21 protein-coding genes, 1 tRNA gene and 1 pseudogene are annotated in these 19,533 nt (G+C 65.1%); 17 read left to right on the top strand and 6 right to left on the bottom strand.

The window, feature by feature from the left end; all coding sequences use genetic code 11:
- Window positions 1-1,440, bottom strand: a complete 1,440-nt coding sequence (locus tag QHC78_RS02815) for a M20 family metallopeptidase (protein WP_319742356.1) — start codon at window positions 1,438-1,440, stop codon at window positions 1-3.
- 283 nt (window positions 1,441-1,723) lie between these two features.
- Here QHC78_RS02815 and QHC78_RS02810 point away from each other — a divergent pair, with 283 nt between their 5' ends.
- A complete protein-coding gene (locus tag QHC78_RS02810) occupies window positions 1,724-1,918 on the top strand; it encodes a DUF1328 domain-containing protein (protein ID WP_319742355.1) in 195 nt (64 codons plus the stop codon).
- 52 nt (window positions 1,919-1,970) lie between these two features.
- Entirely contained in the window at window positions 1,971-3,950 is a 1,980-nt protein-coding gene (locus QHC78_RS02805; RefSeq protein WP_319742354.1) for an ATP-binding protein, read from the top strand.
- 19 nt (window positions 3,951-3,969) lie between these two features.
- On the opposite strand, the gene QHC78_RS02800 is transcribed toward QHC78_RS02805, so the two are convergent.
- From QHC78_RS02800 to QHC78_RS02790, 3 genes are all read right to left on the bottom strand, one after another.
- On the bottom strand, window positions 3,970-4,419 hold the full coding sequence (locus QHC78_RS02800; protein ID WP_319742353.1) for a PA2169 family four-helix-bundle protein: 450 nt from the start codon (window positions 4,417-4,419) through the stop codon (window positions 3,970-3,972).
- Window positions 4,420-4,504: 85 nt separating this feature from the next.
- Window positions 4,505-4,744 (bottom strand): hypothetical protein, encoded by a 240-nt coding sequence (locus QHC78_RS02795; protein ID WP_319742352.1) that lies wholly within the window; start codon window positions 4,742-4,744, stop codon window positions 4,505-4,507.
- Window positions 4,745-4,802: 58 nt separating this feature from the next.
- The gene (locus tag QHC78_RS02790) at window positions 4,803-7,109 is read right to left on the bottom strand and encodes a mechanosensitive ion channel domain-containing protein (RefSeq protein WP_319742351.1); all 2,307 of its coding nucleotides are present in this window, start codon (window positions 7,107-7,109) and stop codon (window positions 4,803-4,805) included.
- 315 nt (window positions 7,110-7,424) lie between these two features.
- On the opposite strand from QHC78_RS02790, the gene QHC78_RS02785 reads away from it, so the two are divergent.
- Both QHC78_RS02785 and QHC78_RS02780 read left to right on the top strand, forming a co-directional pair.
- Window positions 7,425-9,047, top strand: a complete 1,623-nt coding sequence (locus QHC78_RS02785) for an amidase family protein (protein ID WP_319742350.1) — start codon at window positions 7,425-7,427, stop codon at window positions 9,045-9,047.
- Window positions 9,048-9,148: 101 nt separating this feature from the next.
- Window positions 9,149-9,224, top strand: a tRNA-Lys gene (locus QHC78_RS02780).
- 128 nt (window positions 9,225-9,352) lie between these two features.
- Here the strand turns inward: QHC78_RS02780 and QHC78_RS02775 are convergent.
- On the bottom strand, window positions 9,353-9,619 hold the full coding sequence (locus QHC78_RS02775; protein ID WP_319742349.1) for a hypothetical protein: 267 nt from the start codon (window positions 9,617-9,619) through the stop codon (window positions 9,353-9,355).
- Between the two features lie 183 nt (window positions 9,620-9,802).
- Between QHC78_RS02775 and QHC78_RS02770 the strand changes: the two genes are divergently transcribed.
- The 11 genes and pseudogenes from QHC78_RS02770 to QHC78_RS02720 all read left to right on the top strand — a co-directional run bounded on the left by QHC78_RS02770 (window position 9,803) and on the right by QHC78_RS02720 (window position 17,331).
- Window positions 9,803-10,036 carry a hypothetical protein gene (locus tag QHC78_RS02770; protein WP_319742348.1) on the top strand — a complete coding sequence of 78 codons (234 nt, stop codon included), beginning with the start codon at window positions 9,803-9,805 and terminating at the stop codon, window positions 10,034-10,036.
- Window positions 10,037-10,109: 73 nt separating this feature from the next.
- Window positions 10,110-10,436, top strand: coding sequence for an ArsR/SmtB family transcription factor (locus QHC78_RS02765; RefSeq protein ID WP_319742735.1), 327 nt, complete (start codon window positions 10,110-10,112; stop codon window positions 10,434-10,436).
- Between the two features lie 29 nt (window positions 10,437-10,465).
- Entirely contained in the window at window positions 10,466-10,960 is a 495-nt protein-coding gene (locus tag QHC78_RS02760; protein ID WP_319742734.1) for an arsenate reductase ArsC, read from the top strand.
- Between the two features lie 59 nt (window positions 10,961-11,019).
- Window positions 11,020-12,039, top strand: coding sequence for an ACR3 family arsenite efflux transporter (gene arsB, locus QHC78_RS02755; RefSeq protein WP_319742347.1), 1,020 nt, complete (start codon window positions 11,020-11,022; stop codon window positions 12,037-12,039).
- A gap of 23 nt (window positions 12,040-12,062) precedes the next feature.
- On the top strand, window positions 12,063-12,485 hold the full coding sequence (gene arsC, locus QHC78_RS02750) for an arsenate reductase (glutaredoxin) (RefSeq protein WP_319742346.1): 423 nt from the start codon (window positions 12,063-12,065) through the stop codon (window positions 12,483-12,485).
- The gene (gene arsH, locus QHC78_RS02745; RefSeq protein WP_319742345.1) at window positions 12,463-13,203 is read left to right on the top strand and encodes an arsenical resistance protein ArsH; all 741 of its coding nucleotides are present in this window, start codon (window positions 12,463-12,465) and stop codon (window positions 13,201-13,203) included. Before arsC ends, arsH begins: the two co-directional genes overlap by 23 nt.
- A gap of 32 nt (window positions 13,204-13,235) precedes the next feature.
- Window positions 13,236-13,559 (top strand): annotated as a pseudogene (locus QHC78_RS02740) (MFS transporter); the annotation flags it as partial.
- Window positions 13,560-13,633: 74 nt separating this feature from the next.
- Window positions 13,634-14,143 (top strand): YciE/YciF ferroxidase family protein, encoded by a 510-nt coding sequence (locus QHC78_RS02735; RefSeq protein WP_319742344.1) that lies wholly within the window; start codon window positions 13,634-13,636, stop codon window positions 14,141-14,143.
- An 80-nt stretch (window positions 14,144-14,223) separates the two neighbouring features.
- Window positions 14,224-15,096 (top strand): Bug family tripartite tricarboxylate transporter substrate binding protein, encoded by an 873-nt coding sequence (locus tag QHC78_RS02730; RefSeq protein WP_319742343.1) that lies wholly within the window; start codon window positions 14,224-14,226, stop codon window positions 15,094-15,096.
- Between the two features lie 13 nt (window positions 15,097-15,109).
- A complete protein-coding gene (locus QHC78_RS02725) occupies window positions 15,110-16,285 on the top strand; it encodes an acyl-CoA dehydrogenase family protein (RefSeq protein ID WP_319742342.1) in 1,176 nt (391 codons plus the stop codon).
- A 50-nt stretch (window positions 16,286-16,335) separates the two neighbouring features.
- On the top strand, window positions 16,336-17,331 hold the full coding sequence (locus tag QHC78_RS02720) for a LysR family transcriptional regulator (protein WP_319742341.1): 996 nt from the start codon (window positions 16,336-16,338) through the stop codon (window positions 17,329-17,331).
- A 28-nt stretch (window positions 17,332-17,359) separates the two neighbouring features.
- Here the strand turns inward: QHC78_RS02720 and QHC78_RS02715 are convergent, their stop codons facing one another.
- Entirely contained in the window at window positions 17,360-18,082 is a 723-nt protein-coding gene (locus tag QHC78_RS02715; protein ID WP_319742340.1) for a GntR family transcriptional regulator, read from the bottom strand.
- A 183-nt stretch (window positions 18,083-18,265) separates the two neighbouring features.
- Between QHC78_RS02715 and QHC78_RS02710 the strand changes: the two genes are divergently transcribed.
- Both QHC78_RS02710 and QHC78_RS02705 read left to right on the top strand, forming a co-directional pair.
- Window positions 18,266-19,150, top strand: a complete 885-nt coding sequence (locus tag QHC78_RS02710) for a gallate dioxygenase (RefSeq protein WP_319742339.1) — start codon at window positions 18,266-18,268, stop codon at window positions 19,148-19,150.
- A 10-nt stretch (window positions 19,151-19,160) separates the two neighbouring features.
- Complete coding sequence (locus QHC78_RS02705; RefSeq protein WP_319742338.1) at window positions 19,161-19,520, top strand: protocatechuate 3,4-dioxygenase; 360 nt, start codon at window positions 19,161-19,163, stop codon at window positions 19,518-19,520.
- Window positions 19,521-19,533 lie beyond the last annotated feature (13 nt).

The raw sequence follows: 19,533 nt of genomic DNA, 5'->3' as shown, positions 1-19,533 counted from the left end.
TCAGCGTACCTGGGCCACTACGTAGGCCACCGCGGCCGTCAGTTTCTTGGCGTAGGGAATGTGCAGGAACTCATTGGGCCCGTGGGCATTCGACTGGGGGCCCAGCACGCCCGTGATCAAGAATTGCGCCTGGGGGAATTTCTCGCCCAGCATGCCCATGAAGGGAATCGTGCCGCCTTCGCCTATCCACGCGGTTTCCCGCCCAAAAGCGGCGTGCGAGGCCGCATCCAGGGCGTCTTCCAGCCACGGTGCCGTGGGCGGCGCGTTCCAGCCGCAGGCACTGCCTTCCGTCTTGAAGCTGACCTTGGCCTGATAGGGCGGCGCGCTCTCCAGCGCCTGCTTCATGGCATGGGCGGCCCGCTCTGCGTCTACCGTCGGGGGCAGGCGCATGCTGAGCTTGAGCGACGTCTTGGGACGGAGCACGTTGCCGGCCTGGTCGATGGACGGCAAGCCGGCAGCACCGGTCACGGACAAGGCCGGCCGCCAGGTCCGGTTCAAGATACCTTCCACTGGGTCGGTGGTGGTGGGCTGGGCGTGGGCATGGCCGTCCGGCCCATGCGAGCAGCCGACCCAGGGGAACTGCTTCCAGACCTGGTCTCCGAGGATGCGCCCGGCCGTTTGGGCCTGCGCCACTCGGTAGGGCGGGATGTCGGCGTGCAGCTCAGGCAGCAGCACTCGTCCGGTCGCTGGGTCATCCAGGCGATTGAGCAACTGGCGAGCGATACGGAAGGAGGAGGGCACCAGGCCACTGGCCATGCCGGAATGGACGCCTTCGCTCAAGACCTCGACTGTCAGGACGCCGCCGGTGAGCCCCCGCAGGGACGTCGTCACCCAGAGCTGTTCGTAATTGCCGCAGCCCGAGTCCAGTCCGACAACGAGCGTAGGCGTACCGATGCGGCCGGCGAGCAAGTCGAGGTAGGCGGGCAGATCGTAGCTGCCGCTTTCCTCGCAGGTTTCGATCAAGCCCACGCAGCGGGGCCGGGGTGCGCCCTGGGCATCGAGCGCTCCCAGCGCGGTCAGCGCCGCGTAGACCGCATAGCCGTCATCCGCACTGCCCCTGCCGTAGAGCCGTCCATCTTCTACCTTGGGCGTCCATGGACCCAGACCGTCGCGCCATCCGGTCATCTCCGGCTGCTTGTCCAGGTGGCCGTAGAACAATATGCTGCGATCATTTCCCAGGCCCTGCGTGGCGGGGGCCTCGAAATACAGGCACGGCGTGCGGCCGGGGATGCAGACGATGTCGACTTTCAGGCCGGCAATCGGCTGCGCGCGCGCCCACTGCGCGGCCGCTTCCACGACCGCGGCGAGGTGGCCGTGCGATTCCCAGCTGGGGTCGAACATCGGGGACTTGGCCGGGATCCGGACATAGTCCATCAGCAAGGGAATGAGCTCATCATCGTAGCGTCGCGCCACCACGGCCGACAGTTCGGACATATCCATGGAGATCTCCGGTGAGCCTTCAGTGTAGATCTTCTAGGCAGCGCCTGTCGGGTGCGCTATTTTGCAAAAGCTGCATGTAGTTTTTACCCGGATCGGTGAGGGGGTGGCTGAAAATCTTATAACGCGCGCCTCAAGACGTCCCTGTTTCCCTGGGAAAGGCCAACGTCGGGTGCGCGCCCGCAACATGGTACGGAATCTGCTCGGGAGGAAGGGCAGGGCATCCGCAGGGCGTGGTCCTTGCGCCGGGATGCCGAGGTTTTACGGGAAGGTCGAGGAGAAGACCATGCTGCGTTGGGCTACTATCTTTTTCGTGATTCCCTTGCTGGTTGCGGTCGTCGGCCTGAGCGATCTGGTCGCGAGCGCGGCTACCATCGCCATTGTCCTGTTCGTGGTTTCGCTGGGAGCCTTCATCGCGACGTTCTTCATCCACCTTCCCGATGAAGCGGAAGAGCGGTATGAGCGGGAGTGGTCCCGTTGATTGCTGAAAGCAAGGAACCCTTGATCATGTCTACCCCTTTTCCTCGTTGAGCATGGGCGCGCGACCTCTTCCGCAGCCCCCTGCCGCCGATCCTGTTTTTCGTCGCATGGCGGAACACGCGCCGTGCGTGCTGTGGTCGGCCGCCGCTGACGGCTCCTGGACCTATGTGAATCCCGCCTGGACCCGCCTTACCGGCCAGCCCGCCGGGAAGGCCGCGGGATGGGGTTGGCTGGACCGTGTCCCGGACAACCAGCGCGAGCGTGTGCGCGCAGCCTTTACCAAGGGCGCCGCGGCCGCAGCGGCATTCGACATCGTCCATGGACTACTGGGCCAGGAAGACGCCTTGTTGAACGTCCATACCCAGGCCCACCCCAGTTTCCAGTCCAATCAGCAGTTCGTCGGCTTCAGCGGCACCTGCCTGCAGTATCAGGAGCCGGCCACGGGCGTAGCTGCCGAGGGCGGCGACGAGGGCGCGGTGCGACGCATGCTGGATCTTGTACCCGACGCGTTCATGGCCTTCGACCCCTCGATCCGATACGTATATGCCAACGCGGCCGCCGGCCGGCTTTTCGGAATCGAGCCCGAGACCTTTGCCGGCAAGACGGCGCGGGAACTCGGCTTGACGCCCTACATCGCGTCGGTCTACGAGCAGTCGGTGGCGGACGCGTTCGCCACCGGGAAGATGCAGACCGTGAATTACCGGATCGACACGGGCGCCGACACCCGCCATTTCCGTGTCCGGGCAACGCCCGATCCCGACGCCTCCCGGGTGCTGGCCGTGACGACCGACGTCACCGCGTGGGTCCTCGCACAGGTCGAACTCGACACCTTGCTGCTGCGGGAGCAGGCTGCGCGGGCCCAAGCGGAAAGTGCGGCGGGCGTGCGCGACCAGTTCCTGTCCGTCGTGTCGCATGAATTACGCTCTCCGCTCAATGGCATCCAGAGCTGGGCGCACGTGTTGGAGAGCCGGGTCGATGCCAGCATACCGGGGGTCACGCGGGCCCTGGCAGGCATCAAAACAGGCGTCCAGCAGCAGGTCCGGCTGATCGACGAGTTGCTGGACGTGACCCATGCGATGACCGGGCGCCTGCAGCTCGAGATGGAGCTTCTGTCGCTGGAGCCGGTTGTGCGGCGCTCGCTCGCCAAGGCTGAGCAGTCTGCCTCCGAACGCGGCTTGACATTGCGGGCCCAATGGCCGGGCGACGATATCCAGGTTCGCGCCTGCGCGGAGCGGTTAGAGCAAATGGTCGACCACCTGCTGAGCAACGCCATCAAATTCGGGGCGGCGGGCGGCGAAGTCTCCGTGCGGATCGAGGCGGTAGGGAGCGAGGCTTGCATCGCCGTCGGCGACACCGGCAAAGGCATCGCCCCGGACGTCATGCCCTATCTGTTCGACCCGTTCCGCCAACTCGATACTTTCCGCTCCCGGCGTTCGGAAGGGCTGGGGGTGGGGCTGACGCTGGTCCGGCACCTGGCCGAGCTGCATGGCGGCCGCGTGGCGGCGCATAGCGGCGGTGAAGGGCAGGGCGCAGTGTTCTCGATCTATCTACCCTTGGCTGCCGGCAAGCCGGCCGCCGAGCCCGAAAGAACCGGACAGGTACCGGCCGATGCCCTGGCCGACATTCGCATCTTGCTGGTCGAGAACCATGCGCAGGCGCGGGGCGCCTTGGCGGACTCGCTCCGCCAGGCCGGCGCGGCGGTCACCGCCTGCGAGACCGGCGCCGCCGCCTTGGAGCATCTGCAGCAAGCGGACCAGTGCGCTCTGCCGCAAGTCGTGATCAGCAATGTCACCATGCCCGGTCTGGGCGGATGCGACCTGCTGGCCCGTATACGGGAGCTGGAGCGCAGCGCGCCCCACCGTTTTCCAGCGCCTACGCCGACCATCGCGCTGACCGCGGCCGGCCAGCGGGAAGACCGGATACGTGCGCTGGCCAGCGGCTTCCAGGTCTACATGGTCAAGCCAGTGGAATTTTCGCAATTGGTGGGACTTATACAGAGCCTGGCGCGGACCGCCACCGTGGAACGCCGGTAGCGGCCGCAGGGCCGTCGGGTCAGGCGTGGGCCCGCATGCGGTCCCGCAGTTCGCGCACCTGGTCGTGGTTGCGCACGACGCCCTCGTACTGCAACTGCACGAGGGCGAGAATCTGGGGCGGCAGCTCTTCTCCCAACGCGGCCTGGTAGCGGCTCTTGGCGACGTCCTCGCCGCGCTCGCACTCCTCCAATATCGCCAGGTCGGTCCGTCCCGCAACGGCGGTCTTCAGTCCTATCCACCCGCGATGCAGCACGCCGGCGGCGGTGCCGCTTTCCTCCGGTTCGTCTCCCAGGCTGGCGACTTGTTCCTGTAGCTGCGCCGCGGCGGCCGCGCAATCGGCGGCACGGCGGGAAAACAAGGTCTTCAGTTCGGGGTCGTGGGCATCCTGGGCGGCCTGGCGAAAGCCGTACTCGCCGTCCTTGCAGGTTTCGATCAGGTCGTTCAATACGGTCGTCACATCTCGGGCCATCGTCGTCTCCTGGATAGTGCGAGTGCGCCGGGGCGGAAGACGCCGGCCCCGGCGGTCATCCATTCAGCAGGAAACGGACCCGGCCCTATTTCTTGGGATGACTGGGCTTGAGCTTCCAGTCTTTGTCATCCTTGCATGTCTTGACTTCGCTATCGGCATCGGCGGCAGCTCCCGGCGCGATGGGATCGCTGGCCGGAAACGTGCCCTCGAGCGAATCGTCAAGCAGCTCCTGGTACGTGGGCAGGCCCTCGTCGGCCTGTTTGGCCTTGTCATGGTCCTTGTCCTTGGACGATTTGTCCCGGCGGTCTTTCGGTTCAGTTTTCATGCCATGCTCCGCAAGTTCAGACACGGCCGAGCGGCAAGTGCCGTGCCCGGCCTACTGCCTATCCCGCATCGCCTAGCGGCGGGGAGGAGGAGGTGCCGTCCGCCTTGGCGGGTGCTTCCGGCTCCTCCAGGCGCTGGACGAAACTGGCCTGGGGATTCGTCAACTGTATCCCGAGTTCCCGGAAACGGCGATAAATGCGCTGGTTGAACGCGCGCTGCACTGTCCACCGCCCACGGTCCAGCGCGCGAATCTGCCCGGCCAGGGTGATCGACGCGCCGTCCACTTGGTCCACCCCCCACAGGTCCAGGTCGGCCAGCATCAGGGGGCCCAGGTTTGGATCGTTGCGCATTTCCTCACCCACCGCGCGTATCGCCGCGATAACCGTGTCGAGATCCGAGTCGGCCGTGACGCTGACGCGTATCGAGGCGTTGCCGATGCCTCGATTGGTATTCGAGACGGTGCTGACCGAACTGAAGGGAACGACGTGCAGCGAACCGTCCCCCGCCCGAAGCCGCACGGTCCGGATCGACAGGTTCTCCACCGTGCCGGACACGCCGGCCAGGCTGACGAAATCCCCTACCTGCATCGCGTCCTCCATCAACAGGAAAATGCCCGTAATGAAGTCCTGGACCAGCTTTTGCGAACCGAAGCCTATCGCCACGCCGATGATGCTGGCGCCGGCCAGCAGCGGGGCGATATTGATGCCCAGCTCGTTGAGGGCGGTCAGCAGGACGATCATCGCGATGACGATGAACAGCGTCGCCCGCAGGATCGGCACCAGGGTCCGCAAGCGCGCAGCGCGCATCAGGTCGCCGGCGGCGGCCCAGCGTTCGATGCGCCGGTTGATCGATACGGTCACGGCTTCCCAGGCCAGCAATGCCAGGCCGCAGGCCACGGCAATGGTTGCTGCCGCCGAAGCCAGCCGGCGGCCCACCGTGCCGGCTTCGAACCACCCCAGGGCATGGATACCCCAGACTTCCAGCAGCGCGATGATCGTGACCGCGAACAGCACGGCCAGCACGGTATGCTGCGCCAGCGCCTGATAGGGGCGCTCGCCGGGCGCCTCCTCGCCGGCGCCCGGTGCGCCGCCGTAGAACAGGCGGTCGATCGCACCCAGCAGCAGCATGGAAATAAGCGAAGCCAAGAGCATGACCAGCGCCGTCCGCCAGACGTACTGCAGCAACTGCGAGAAACTCGCGGCGGCGCCCAAGGCCCAGACTACCCAAAGCCCCGCGATGATCGCGATCGCGGTGGGCGCCCACGCGTCAGCCAGCGCGGCGCGAATGCCGCCGGTTTTTTCTCCGCGAAGCCAGCGCGCTACCTGCGCGCGGCGTTGCACCACCATCACGATGAGCATGCCGTGCAGGATCAGGCCTACCAACTTGGTCAGCACATGGCGAACATCGGGGGCCGCACCCAGCAGCTGCACAATCTCAGCTGCCGCGGCGCCGAATGCCGCCACGATCACGAGGCGCCGCAGCCACTTATCGAGATAGCGTGCAGAGTCGCCCCCCAGCCGGGACAGCCGGAGGGCAGGGCTGACCGGCGACACCAGCAGCCGCAGCGCCGCCATGGCCAGCCGCGTTGCCAGGTAGGCGCCGGCCAGCGGGAGGATGAAAGGATAGAACCCCGCGGCAGGGCCGCCGAAAATCGGGGCCAGCAGTGTGGTGGCGGCCAGGAATCCGGCCAGCGGCACCAGCGTCAACAGCATGTATGCCATGGCGTAGGGCACCCGACGCAGCACGGACAAATGGCGGACCCGGGTAACCGCCTCGCTGCCGCTCGTTGCGCCCCCGGCATCGGCCGAGGGCCCTGTTCCTTCTTGCAGGCGGCGCTGCTCGGCAAACGCCACCAGGCGGCTGCGCGCCCGCTTGAGCAGGCGCGCGACCAGCGCCTCCACGCCTAGCGCAACGGCCAGGATCAGCAAAATGGTGCCGATACCGAGCAGCGTTGCCTCCCTGGCCTCCGGGGTGCCGACATAGTCCCGCCACCATGATCGGGCAGAGCGCAGCTGCAGCAAGGTGCTCGCTGTCAGCCGCAACTCGGCCACGGCTGTATCCATCCAATTGCCTGCCTGCGCGAAGGTTTGCGCGATGACGCCGTCCTTCTCGAGTGCCACCGGCGCCGGCGGGGCGGCTTCAGTAGCCGGTGCCTGCCGGCCAGCCGCCTCCGCGATCACGCTGAGCGTTCGTTCCAGCTCCGCGCGCCGCGCGTCGTCCCGCAGGATCTCCAGCACCTGATTGGCTTGGACAGGGGTGATAACGGGCTCGGCGGGCGCGTCGGCGGCATGGGCGGACGGCAGCCAGGCCGTGCAGAACAGGAAAAAGAACAGGGCGATGCAGCGACACGAGAACGAGGTCTTCATTGGCATCAGGGCGAAGAAGGCGAGTTGGAACGCTTGATTCTACCTACCCATGTTGTCGCCGACCGGTGGCGGCGCCGAGGTATTGATATGTTTTTGTTGTCGATCCATCAACCATCCTTATTTCAGTTGTTTTCCTTCGCTCGCTATGATCGGGACGCCATGCCACGCCATGGCCCGGGGCCGTGCCGGCCGCCATTGCCTGGGAACGCGGGGCCGGGCACGGCGGTAACCACAAAAGCACAGGCGGCACGCGGCTCATGCCGATGCCAGGCACCGGGAATTCTGCGCAAGACGGATCCTTACCTGGAGAAGACCATGACGAAGAACCAGTCGCCCCGCGCCATTCCCGACACCGCCGATATCGGGCGGCTCGAAGATGCGTTGCCTGACCACGCCCGCCGCGTTGTGTTGCGTGCCGTTGCCGTGGGCGTGCCATCAGCGGCCATGCTGTCGATGGCCGGCGGCTGCGCCGCGCCAGGCGCAGCCGCCGGCCCTGACCGATCCAGCGGGGTGGCTGACCTGACCGCGACCGAGGCGGTGCGTCACATCCGCGATGGCGATATGAAGGCCGAGGCATACATGTCGGTCCTATTGGATCGTGCCCGCCGCTATCGGTCGCTCAACGCCTTTACCTGGCTCGACGAATCCAGCGCGCTTCAAAGCGCCCGCGCGGTGGACCTCGCGCGTGCCCAAGGCCAGTCCCCGGGCATGCTGGCCGGACTTCCGCTGGCTGTAAAAGACAACATCGATACCGTCGGTTTTCCCACGTCTGCCGGTACCCCGAGCCTCAAGAAGAACTTTCCGCGCATGAATGCGCTGGTCGTTGACAAGCTGTTCGGCCAGGGCGCCGTGCTGCTGGGCAAGACCAACATGCACGAACTGGCCATCGGCGGCACGTCCTCCAATCCCGCGTTCGGCTTCGTGCGCAACCCTTACGATACCGACCGCATCCCGGGCGGATCCAGCGGCGGTACGGCGGCTGCGATCGCGGCGCGTATCGCGCCAGCGGGCCTGGGCACCGATACCGCCGGGTCGGTCCGTATTCCCGCCGCCTTCTGCGGCATTGCCGCGCTACGTCCTACGACGGCGGGCCGGCGCGGCGCCTACTCGCTGGATGGCGTCGTGCCGCTGGAGTTCGAGCTCGATACGATCGGCCCGATGGCTCGGACGGTCGCCGATGTGGCATTGCTGGACGCAGCCATTTCCGGCCGCCGGGTGCCGTCGCCGGCGTCCCTGAAGGGCCTGCGCATAGGCGTGCCGCGTGCCGACTATTGGGAAGACCTGGGGCCCGGTGTGCTCGACACGCTGGAGTCCGCGATGGCGCGCCTGCGCGAACACGGCGTCGCGTTCATCGACATCGACATGAAGGGCTTGCAACGCCGGGCGCGGGACGTCTACAACCAGATGAACGCCGCGGGCTTCGGGCGCGACCTGGCCTCCTATCTGGCCGTACGCATGCCGGGACTGACCCTCGATCAGGTCATCGAGCAGCTTGCCAGCGCGGACGTAAAGAGCCGCTTCGTGCCCTGGCCCGCGCACCCGAGCGACGAAGCCATGGCCGTGCTGCGCCGGCAGACCCTGCCCGCCCTGGTGGCTGAATACCGAGAGATTTTCCGTAGCCGTCGCATAGAGGCGCTGGCTTTTCCCACCGAGCCCGTCGTGGCCCCTCTCATCTTGAAAGGGGGCGACCGCAGTGATGCAACCGTGGAGCTGAACGGCCGGCGGGTGAATCGCGGGCTGTTGCTGATACGCAATACCCCGGCCACCGGAGGTATCGGTTTCCCCGGGCTGAGCCTGCCCGCGGGGCTTTCGTCCCAAGGCCTGCCCGTAGGCCTGGAGCTGGACGGCCTGCCGGATACTGACTCCGCCCTGCTGGGAATCGGCATAGCCATCGAAAACGCCCTGGGGCCACTGCCTCCGCCGCGGCTTGCGGCCTGACGGTCAGGTTGCGTTTGATACGGCGTGCGCGCCGTGTATAATCGCGTTCCTTCGGTTTTTTTGCGATGCGTGTCGGCAGGCAACTGAGGGAAGCCGTCATCGGGCTGTTAGCTCAGTTGGTAGAGCAGCGGACTCTTAATCCGTAGGTCGAGTGTTCGAGCCACTCACAGCCCACCAGAATTCACAAAAAAACGCCCTAGGCCTCAACCGCCCAGGGCGTTTTTCTTTTTCCGGCCTGGCCGAACCCGACATCGACACGGTCTTTGCGGTGGAAGCGAGTTCCATCGCGGCCAAGCCACGTTTTTCTACACTTCCGGCCGGGCAGGCCCACCGGGATGAATGGACGTCCGGTCGAAGATGCGGGCGACTTCGATCTCGATTTCTGCGGCGCGCCGGGTGTCTTGGAGCAGCGACGTGAATCTGTGCATTTCGTGCTCCACCGCCTCCCGGAATTCGTCCGATGCCATGCGTTGTCGTGCGAGCACGCGCGCGGCGATCGTGAGCCCATCGAGGCGGTTCAACTGTTCTCGTAGCAGCTTGGCAAGCTCGACGATGGCTTCTTCCTGGTTCATGGCCATCTCCTTTCCTGTGAATGGTTTGGCGGATATCGACAATTCTACGCGGCCCGCAACGACCGCCCGGTCCCTGCATCACCGCTGGTTCCACGCGCCCATCTGTCTTCGCGCGTCGCGCAGCAGTTCCTGAAAATACGCGAGACCCAACGGGAAGAACTGGCGCGCTGGTGGAGTTCGACCTTGCCGGAAGCGCTGCTGGAACACATGCCGGAGCTGCCCAAGAAGCTCAGCATGTTTACCCTTGCCATGCAGGACGGCAATGCCATAGCCGGTGCCTCCGGCGAACCGCTGGATGACTTCCAGGCCGTTCTGGCCTCGTGCCTGATCCATATCGTGTCGCAGGCTCAGCAGAGCATCGCGGTCGCCCACGAAAAGAAAAAGCGCGCGCGGCCGGTCCGTACCCGGGCCGCCTGACCGCGGCTGCTGTTCACTCTGGCTGACACGTACTTGTCATAAAATAGTTCGATAAATGTTGTATTATTGAATGATGAACGAAGATCAAGCCATCGGCGCGCTTTCGGCGCTGGCCCACATGCAACGCCTGCGGGTCTTTCGTGCGCTTGTGGTCGCCGGCCCCGGGGGCTTGACGCCCAGCAGTCTTGCGGATCAGCTCGCCGTCGCACGCAATACGCTGTCCTTCCACTTGAAGGAGCTGGCCCATGCCGGCTTGGTCACGGTCGAGCAACAGGGGCGCAATCTCATTTATCGAGCCAACTACGAACAGATGAATGGGTTGCTCGGCTACTTGACGGAACACTGCTGTCAGGGGGCCGCCTGCCAGGTCGGCAGCGCCGATGCGTGTGCGGCATGCTGACGCCTATGAACTCCGCCAACGAGGCAACCATGGAAAACAAGGTCTACCACGTACTGTTCATCTGCACCGGCAATTCGGCACGGTCCATCCTGGCTGAAGGGCTGCTCAACGGGTTGGGCAAGGAGCGTTTCCGCGCCTATTCGGCGGGCAGCATGCCCAAGGGCCTTGTGCATCCGTTGGCCATCGCCACGCTGGAGCGCCTGGGCCTGCCGGCGAGCGGATACCGCAGCAAGAGCTGGGATGAGTTCGCGCGTCCCGATGCGCCGCAGCTGGACTTCATCTTCACGGTCTGCGACAACGCCGCCGGCGAGGCCTGCCCCATCTGGCCCGGCCAGCCGGTCTCGGCCCATTGGGGCGTGCCCGACCCCGCCGCGGTGGACGGAGACGAGGAACTGCAGCGCAAGGCGTTCCATGACGCCGCCATCGCGCTCAAGCGCCGTATCGAACTGTTCCTGGCGTTGCCTATCCAGAAACTGGATGCGATTTCCCTCCAGCGCGAGTTGCATGGTATCGGCCAAAAATGAGAGAGGGGAGCGTTTCGGCACACAACGCCGCCGCCGGCCGACCCGGGCCCATCCCCTCGATGAGCGTTTTCGAGCGTTATCTAACGGTATGGGTCCTGCTCTGCATTGTGGCTGGCATTACGGCAGGGCAGCTCGCGCCGTCCCTCTTCCAGGGCATCGGGCGGATGGAGGTGGCGCAGGTGAATCTGCCCGTGGGCCTGCTGATCTGGGTCATGGTGATCCCTATGCTGGTAAAGGTAGACTTCGGCGCCCTGGGCCGGGTCCGGGAGCATTGGCGCGGCATCGGCGTGACGCTCTTTGTGAATTGGGCGGTCAAGCCGTTCTCGATGGCCTTCCTGGGGTGGCTGTTCGTGCGGCGCGTCTTCGCCCCCTGGCTGCCGGAAGACCAGCTCGACAGCTACATCGCCGGGCTGATTCTGCTCGCCGCCGCTCCTTGCACCGCCATGGTCTTCGTGTGGAGCCGGCTTACGGGCGGGGATCCGATGTTCACGCTGTCGCAGGTGGCGCTCAACGACACGATCATGGTGTTTGCCTTTGCGCCCATCGTCGGGCTGCTGCTGGGCATTTCGTCCGTTACGGTACCGTGGGACACCTTGTTGATCTCGGTCGTCCTCTACATCGTCATTCCCGTCATCCTGGCCCAGCTGTGGCGGCGCTCGCTTCTGCGGCAGGGGCGGGCAGCCTTCGACCACGCGATGGCGCGCATCGGTCCGCTGTCCGTAGCGGCGCTGCTGGTGACGCTGGTGCTGCTGTTTGCTTTCCAGGGCCAGGCCATTATGCAGCAGCCGCTGGTGATCGCGATGCTGGCGGTGCCTATCCTGATCCAGGTTTTCTTCAATTCGGGGCTGGCGTATTGGCTGAATCGGCGTGTGGGAGAAAAGCACAATATCGCGTGCCCGTCGGCGCTGATCGGCGCCTCCAATTTCTTCGAGCTCGCCGTGGCGGCCGCCATCGGCCTGTTCGGGTTCCAGTCGGGGGCCGCGCTGGCGACGGTAGTGGGCGTATTGATCGAGGTGCCCGTCATGTTGCTCGTGGTCCGTATCGTCAACCGTTCCCGCGGCTGGTACGAACGTGCCTGACGCTTCTCTCAGCGAGCTTACTCATGAGCAATATCGTCATCTATCACAACCCGTCGTGCGGCACGTCGCGCAACACGCTTGCCATGATCCGCAATAGCGGAGAAGTGCCCACCGTGGTCGAGTACCTCAAGACGCCGCCTTCGCGTGCGACCCTCGTCAAGCTCGTCGCCGACGCCGGCTTGAGCGTCCGCGACGTCCTGCGCATCAAGGGCACTCCGTATGAAGAGCTGGGCCTGGGCGATCCGAAGTGGACCGACGACGAATTGCTGGATTTCATCGGCCAGTACCCGATTCTGATGAATCGGCCCATCGTGGTGACGCCGCTCGGCACGCGGCTGTGCCGGCCATCCGAGTTGGTGCTGGACATCCTGCCGCGCCCGCAACAAGGTCCGTTCGTGAAGGAGGACGGCGAGGTCGTGGTCGATGCCGAGGGACGCCGTGTCTAGTCCGCAGCGTCACCTGCCGAATATCGACGACGCCCATTTTTCCGTTCCCGACGCGGCCCAACTGTGGCCGGCAGGGCCACGGGCGGAGCACCCGCCGCGATTCCTGCTGCTTTATGGTTCCTTGCGCCAACGCTCGTATAGTCGTCTCTTGGCCGAGGAGGCGGGGCGTCTCCTTCAAGCCCTGGGCGGTGAGGCCAGATTCTTCGACCCAACCGGACTGCCGCTGCCAGACAGTGTGCCGGACACCCATCCGAAGGTGCAGGAGCTGCGCGACCTGGTGCAGTGGTCCGAAGGCATGGTGTGGGTGTCGCCGGAGCGCCACGGCGCGATGACGGGAATCATGAAGGCGCAGATCGATTGGATTCCGCTGTCCATCGGCGCGGTGCGTCCTACGCAGGGCAAGACCTTGGCCGTGATGGAAGTCTCGGGCGGGTCGCAGTCCTTCAATGCCGTGAACCAGATGCGGGTTTTGGGCCGGTGGATGCGCATGCTGACGATTCCCAATCAGTCGTCGGTGCCCAAGGCCTTCCTGGAGTTCGACGACGCCGGCCGGATGAAGCCCTCGAGCTATTACGACCGTGTCGTGGACGTCATGGAGGAGCTGATGAAGTTCACGCTGCTGACGCGCGACATCAGCGGCTACCTCGTGGACCGGTACAGCGAGCGCAAGGAAAGCGCGGAAGAGCTTGCGCGGCGCGTCAATCAACGGGCGCTTTGAGCATGCGGGCGTCCAGCCGGCCAGCGGTGATCGCCGGTGTCGGGATGGGCAGCGGGCTTTATGAAGCGGCCGCCGCGGTGTTCGCGGTCTGCCATGGGGCAGGCAATGGCATCCTTACCACTGCCAAGGGAACCCTGCCGCTGGCGCTCTTCGGACCGCAGGGCTATGGCCGCCGGCAAGGCGTGCTGATGGTACCGGCGCGGATCGCCCAGGCGGCCGCGCCTTGGCTTTTCGGCATCAGCCTCGACCGCTGGGGCGTGGGCGCGTTGTGGCTATCCGGCTTGCTGGCGCTGGCAGCCTTCGGTGCGCTTCTCGGCTTGGCGGCTCCTCGCGGCGTAGACGAGCGCCCGCCGTAAGGCGCGACCTCCTCTACGGGAACGCTTCCTGCTCCATGGCAGGCTCTTCAACAGCCTCTTGCCAGGAGACGCCCATGACCGCAAAGACCATGCAAGACTTGTTCGTTCACTCGCTATCGGACATCTACAGCGCCGAGAAGCAGCTGACCAAGGCGCTGCCCAAGCTGGCGCGCGCGGCCAGCAACCCCAAGCTTGCCGCCGCCTTCGAAAGCCACCTGGAGGAAACCCAGGGCCAGATCGAGCGTATCGACCAAGTGGTCGAGGTGTGCCATCTCAAGCTCAAGCGCATGAAATGCGTCGCCATGGAGGGCCTGATCGAGGAAGGCAGGGAATTGATGGATGAGATCGAGAAAGGCCCGCTGCTCGATGCCGCGTTGATCGAAGCCGCCCAGAAAGTGGAGCACTACGAGATCGCAGGCTACGGCACGCTTCTGACCTTCGCCAAACATCTGGGATTCAAGGAAGCATTGCCGCTGCTCAAACAGACACTGGAAGAAGAAAAGGCGACGGACAAGAAGCTCACGGCCCTTGCCGAGAGCGAGAGCAACGTCGAGGCCGCCAAGAAGGAAGCGGCTACGGCGTAGCCGACCCGTGGTAACCCGGCGGGCAACGCCCGGCGCCGCATGGCCCGGGCGTTTTTCGTTGACGGGACTCGGGGATCGTCGTGCCTTTCACCGCCGGCGGGCTATCGGACGTGCTGGCCCGGGGTATCGCCCAGGAATTGACCACCCGGTGGGCCCGGCCGGTCATCGTCGAGAACCGGCCCGGCGCCAATACCATCATCGCGGCCGAATACGTGGCCCGGGCGGCGCCTGACGGCTATACCCTGCTGATGGCCAACGACCCGACGCTGTCGCTGAACCAGTATCTCTATCGCAAGCTTTCCTACGACCCGGTCAAGGATTTCGTGCCGGTGATCAATCTGGTGCAGACCCGCGAGATCCTGCTGGCGAGCAACGGTTCCGGGATCGACAGCGTGCAGGAGCTCGTTGCCCGCGCGAAGGCCAAGCCGGGAGAGGTCAGCTATGGTTCGTACGGCGTCGGCAGCAAGGCGCAGCTCGATGCCGAGGCGTTTGCCTCCATGGCGGGCATACGGCTGAATCATGTGCCCTACAAAGGCGTGGCCGATGTCATGGCGGCTCTCGTCGGTGGCCAGATCGACATGGCGTGGGTCGGCGTTCCGCCTTCCATACCCATGGTCAAGAGCGGCAAGGTAAAGCTGCTCGGCGTGGCCGCGCCGCAGCGCATTGCCGCTTTCCCCGACGCGCCGACGTTGGCCGAGCTCGGTTTTCCGAAAATGGTTTCGCAGGCCTGGTTCGGGCTGGTCGCGCCCAGCGGCACGCCGCAAGCGGTCGTCGACAAGATCGCCGCGGATGTGGCCGCCGTGGTCTCGCAGCAGGCATTCCAGGAAAAGTACGTGACCGGCGTCGGCTTGGAGCCCCTGAACCAGGGACCCAAGGAATTCGAGCGCTTTCTTGCGCAAGATCGCGCCGAATACGAGGCAAGCATACGCAATGCCAACGTGAAACTGGATTAGCAAAGAGGGGACGATGATGGATTTCGAACTGGCGCCGGAACTGCGTATGCTGCGCGATGCGGTCCGCCGTTTCGTCGAGCGGGAGCTGTTGCCGTTGGAGCCCCGCTATGCCAATGAGGCCGATATTCCCGCCGAGATACGGAGCCGGTTGCAGGAGAAAGCGAAGGAACTGGGCTTCTGGGCCTTCGACCTGCCGCCGGAAGTGGGCGGCGGCGGTATCGGCGCGGTCGGCATGTGCGTCGTGTTCGAGGAGCTTGCCAAGTGCAATGTGCCGTCGTTTCGCGCTCCCACGGTGTTGACGCCTTACCTGGGACCGGTGCTGTTCCACTGTAATCGGGAGCAGAAGGAAAAGTACCTGCTGCCCGTGGCGCGAGGGGAGAAGCGCACCTGTTTCGCGCTCACCGAGCCGGGTGCCGGCTCTGATCCCGCCGCCATGCGTACGACGGCACGCGCCGACGGCGATCATTTCATCATCAACGGCGCCAAGGTCTTCATTACGGGTGCCGACAAGGCCGATTTCGTCCAGGTGTTCGCGAGGACGATGGACGGCGACCGGGACCTGGGCATCAGCTGCTTTCTGGTCGACAAGGGTACGCCGGGCTTGCAGCTGGGCCAGAGCTTCGAACTGATGTCGCCGGACCGTCCTTGGGAACTGCTGTTCGACAATGTCCGGGTAGCGGCATCCCAGCTCGTCGGGGAAGTGGGCAAGGGCTGGGACCTGGCGCGGGAATTCCTCGATATGGGGCGCCTGATCCATGGGCCAAAATCCATAGGACGCGCCCAGCGTGCTCTCGACCTGGCCATTGCCTACGCCAACACGCGCCATACTTTCGGGCAGCCGCTGGCCAAGCGCCAGGCCATTCAATGGATGATTGCCGATTCGCTGGTGGAACTGCACGCGGCGCGGTCCATGGTCTTCCATGCGGCCTGGAAGGTGGACCAGGGGCAGGACTATCATCTCGAGGCGTCCGCGGTGAAGCTGTATGCCGACGAGATGCTGATACGGGTGGTCGACCGGGCGATCCAGATCCACGGCGGCCTGGGTTTGTCGCGCGAATTGCCGCTGGAGCTGATGTACCGCGATGCGCGCAGCCGCACCATTACCGAAGGGTCTTCCGAAATGCAGCGGATGATCATCTCGGCCGGCGCACTGTCCGGCCGGTATGGCGCCAATCGCTTCGAGGCCTGAACAGGCAAGAGGCGGCCACCAGCGACGATCGCGTTCTACGGAGGGCGACGATGAATATCGAGAGTATCGATCTCAATTTGCTGGTGGCATTCGACGCAATGATGCAGGAACGCAATGTGACCCGGGCAGGGCAGCGGGTAGGGCTGTCGCAGCCCTCCATGAGCCATGCCTTGACGCGGCTGCGCCAGTTGTGCGGCGACCCCTTGTTCGTCCGGGTCAAGAGCGGGATGGAACCGACGCCGTTCGCGTTGCGTATCGGCCCCAGCGTGCGGGCTGGCCTTGCCGTCCTGCAGGCCGGTCTTGAAGAGGCGGTGGCGTTCGATCCCGCCCGCTCCGAGCGGACCTTCCAGATCCTGCTGAGCGACCTGGGGGAAGTCGTCTATCTGCCGCGCCTGATGCGGCACCTCAAGCAGGTCGCGCCGGGCATCGGCCTGCGTATCCTGCAGTTGCCGCGGGAACGGTATCGCGAGGCCCTGGAATCGGGCGACGCCGACCTGGCGGTAGGGTTCCTGCCCGGGCTTGCCGCGGGCTTCTACCAGCAGCGGCTGTTCAGCGACTACCACGTCTGCCTGGTGCGGGCGGACCATCCGCGTATCGGGGCGACGCTCAACCTGCAGCAGTTCACCGAAGAGTCGCACATCATGATCGAGCCGGCAGGTTCGCGCTATAGCCGCGCCGCGCTGCATTGCTCGACTACCACGCTCATCGAGCAATACCTCGAGAAGCTGGGGCTGCGCCGCCATATTGCGTTGCGTGTGCCGCATTTCACGATCGTGCCCGACATTCTCGCCGCCACCGAGCTGCTGGTGGTGATTCCCAGCACGGTGGCCAGGCTCATGATGCCGCTGCGTCATGTCAAGACGCTTCCGCTTCCGTTCGAGGCGCCCGAGTTCGAGGTCAAGCAGTTCTGGCACGAGCGCAGCCACCAGGACGACGGGACGCGCTGGCTGCGCGGCGTATTCGCCGACCTGTTCATGGAGCGGCGCATGCCTGTGCCGGCGCCGCAGAGCCTGCAGGGCCAGGTATCGGTGGTTGCCGTGTCCTGATTGCGGGCGCCGCGGCGTCTGCGGCGTTCTAGACCAGGCCCCCGGCCGCGCGCCGCCTGTGCTGCGGCGGAGCGAGCCCCGCTTCTTTCTCGAAGTCCCCGCCCTGGCTCTGTACCTGTGTATAGGCGTGTTCGCGGAACAGGTTCTCGGCCCTGTCGGCCTGGCCGCTTTCTATGGCCGAGACGATCGCGTGGTGCTGGCGGTGGGCGTAGAACAGGAAGTCGAACATCGCGTCCCGACGCTGCGTATCGAAAGCCAGGGTCAGCGGATCGGTGAAGGGCACGATGTTGCAGCGGCTGACCAGGTTGCTCAGCAAGGGCATCTGCGCGCCTTCGAGGATCAAGCTATGGAAGCGGGCGTTCATTTCCGCATAGCGGATCTCGTCGTCGTCCGACAAGGTGCGGTGCTCGAAGATGCGATCGCCCTGGGCGAGGCAGTCTTTCAAGGCCGCCAGCAGGTCGCCGTCTGCGCCATGGGTGGCCAGTGCCCGGGCCGCCAGGCCCTCGAGCGCGGCACGCAGGTGTAGGGCTTCCATGCATTCCCGGGCGGAAAAAGCCCGCACCGCGAAGCCACGCGCGCCCGACTGCACCAACAGGCCTTCCTGGGCCAGCGCCGGCAGCGCCTGCCGCACCGGCGTACGGGAAGTACCCAGGCGGGCGGCGAGGTCCGCTTCGCGCACGCGTTCCCCGGGCGCGAGTTCGCCGCGCAGGATCATTTCGCGGATATGCAGCATGGTGGTGGTCTGCTGCATGAACCCTCCTGTAGATGTCGATGGCCGCCAGAGCGGGGCGGCGGTTCGGCAAGTATAAGGCCCGGGATCCCAAGCGGGATCCAAAATCCGTCAGAAGCGAGCAAAAAATCCGGAATTATTTTGGTTTGGGATCCCGTATAATCTTCCGACGGCTTCTCCTCTCCTTTATACGGAGTCTCGATCATGGCAAGAATCATCGGCGGGATAGGCAGCTCGCACGTACCGACCATCGCGGTGGCCTACGACAAGGGCAAGCAGAACGACCCGGCATGGGCACCGCTGTTCGACGGCTACAAGCCGGTCGCCGCATGGCTGGCCGAGAAGCAGGCCGACGTGCTGGTGTTCTTCTACAACGACCATTGCACGACATTCTTCTTCGACATGTATCCCACCTTCGCGCTAGGGGTGGGAGAACGCTTTCCCATCGCCGACGAAGGCGCGGGCCTGCGCAAGCTGCCGGCCATACGCGGCAATGTGGATCTCCAGGCCCACATTGCGGAGAGCCTGGTCAACGACGAATTCGACATCACGGTCTTCCAGGACAAGCCCATCGACCACGGTTGCGCCTCGCCCCTGCCGCTGCTGTGGCCGCACCAGCCCGACTGGCCCGGCGCCGTGGTACCTATCGCCATCAATGTCTTGCAGTATCCGCTGCCCACGGCCCGGCGCTGCTACCGCCTGGGCCAGGCCGTACGGCGCGCGATCGAATCCTATCCCGAGGACCTGAAGGTAGTGGTGGTGGGCACAGGCGGGTTGTCGCACCAGATCCATGGCGAGCGCACCGGCTTCAACAACACCGACTGGGACATGAAGTTCCTGGAGCTCCTCGAAAACGATCCCGAAGCGCTCATGCGCATGAAGCATGCCGACTACGTGCGCCTCGGCGGCGCGGAAAGCGTCGAGCAGATCATGTGGCTGTCCATGCGGGGCGCGCTGGGGACGGGGCCGTTGCGCAAGCTGCACCAGAACTACTACCTGGCCACGACCACCGCCATGACCGTGGTCCTCTACGAAGAAGGCGAGCCGCTCGGCACGCCGGCCCGCCGGGCCGAATCGGCCACAGCATGAGGAGCAAGCCATGAATCCGCAACTCGAGGGCATCGAGGATATCCCCGGCACCTACGCGTTCGACCTGCGTACCAGCAACCGGACGCTGAAGATCAACCGCTTCTTCTGGAACATGATCCGCGCGGACTGGCGCGACCGCTTCATCGCGGATGAAGAAGGCACCATGGAAGCGGCCGGCCTGACCGAGCGGGAAAAGGCCCTGGTGCGTGCCCGGGACTGGCTGGGCCTGGTCCAGTACGGCGTGAATTTCTTCGTGCTCGAGAAATTCGGCAGGGTAGTGAAGAAGACCAACCTCGAGATCTACGCCATCATGCGCGGCGAAAGTTTCGAGGCATTCATGAAGACCCGGCGCGTGCCGGACGCTCGCTAACCGGGCCGGCACG

The sequence above is a fragment of the Pigmentiphaga sp. genome, assembly GCF_033795525.1.
GTDB lineage: Bacteria > Pseudomonadota > Gammaproteobacteria > Burkholderiales > Burkholderiaceae_B > Pigmentiphaga.
This window is presented reverse-complemented; position numbering and strand designations above follow the sequence as displayed.

Coding starts and splice junctions, on each gene's coding strand:
- QHC78_RS02715 (WP_319742340.1), bottom strand. CDS start 18,082: ATGCAGCAGACCACCACCATGCTGCATATCCGCGAAATGATCCTGCGC.
- QHC78_RS02790 (WP_319742351.1), bottom strand. CDS start 7,109: ATGAAGACCTCGTTCTCGTGTCGCTGCATCGCCCTGTTCTTTTTCCTG.
- QHC78_RS02705 (WP_319742338.1), top strand. CDS start 19,161: ATGAATCCGCAACTCGAGGGCATCGAGGATATCCCCGGCACCTACGCG.
- QHC78_RS02775 (WP_319742349.1), bottom strand. CDS start 9,619: ATGAACCAGGAAGAAGCCATCGTCGAGCTTGCCAAGCTGCTACGAGAA.
- QHC78_RS02765 (WP_319742735.1), top strand. CDS start 10,110: ATGAACGAAGATCAAGCCATCGGCGCGCTTTCGGCGCTGGCCCACATG.
- arsC (WP_319742346.1), top strand. CDS start 12,063: ATGAGCAATATCGTCATCTATCACAACCCGTCGTGCGGCACGTCGCGC.
- QHC78_RS02795 (WP_319742352.1), bottom strand. CDS start 4,744: ATGAAAACTGAACCGAAAGACCGCCGGGACAAATCGTCCAAGGACAAG.
- QHC78_RS02760 (WP_319742734.1), top strand. CDS start 10,466: ATGGAAAACAAGGTCTACCACGTACTGTTCATCTGCACCGGCAATTCG.
- QHC78_RS02800 (WP_319742353.1), bottom strand. CDS start 4,419: ATGGCCCGAGATGTGACGACCGTATTGAACGACCTGATCGAAACCTGC.
- QHC78_RS02710 (WP_319742339.1), top strand. CDS start 18,266: ATGGCAAGAATCATCGGCGGGATAGGCAGCTCGCACGTACCGACCATC.
- QHC78_RS02735 (WP_319742344.1), top strand. CDS start 13,634: ATGACCGCAAAGACCATGCAAGACTTGTTCGTTCACTCGCTATCGGAC.
- QHC78_RS02815 (WP_319742356.1), bottom strand. CDS start 1,440: ATGGATATGTCCGAACTGTCGGCCGTGGTGGCGCGACGCTACGATGAT.
- QHC78_RS02720 (WP_319742341.1), top strand. CDS start 16,336: ATGAATATCGAGAGTATCGATCTCAATTTGCTGGTGGCATTCGACGCA.
- QHC78_RS02810 (WP_319742355.1), top strand. CDS start 1,724: ATGCTGCGTTGGGCTACTATCTTTTTCGTGATTCCCTTGCTGGTTGCG.
- QHC78_RS02725 (WP_319742342.1), top strand. CDS start 15,110: ATGATGGATTTCGAACTGGCGCCGGAACTGCGTATGCTGCGCGATGCG.
- QHC78_RS02805 (WP_319742354.1), top strand. CDS start 1,971: ATGGGCGCGCGACCTCTTCCGCAGCCCCCTGCCGCCGATCCTGTTTTT.
- arsH (WP_319742345.1), top strand. CDS start 12,463: ATGCCGAGGGACGCCGTGTCTAGTCCGCAGCGTCACCTGCCGAATATC.
- QHC78_RS02785 (WP_319742350.1), top strand. CDS start 7,425: ATGACGAAGAACCAGTCGCCCCGCGCCATTCCCGACACCGCCGATATC.
- arsB (WP_319742347.1), top strand. CDS start 11,020: ATGAGCGTTTTCGAGCGTTATCTAACGGTATGGGTCCTGCTCTGCATT.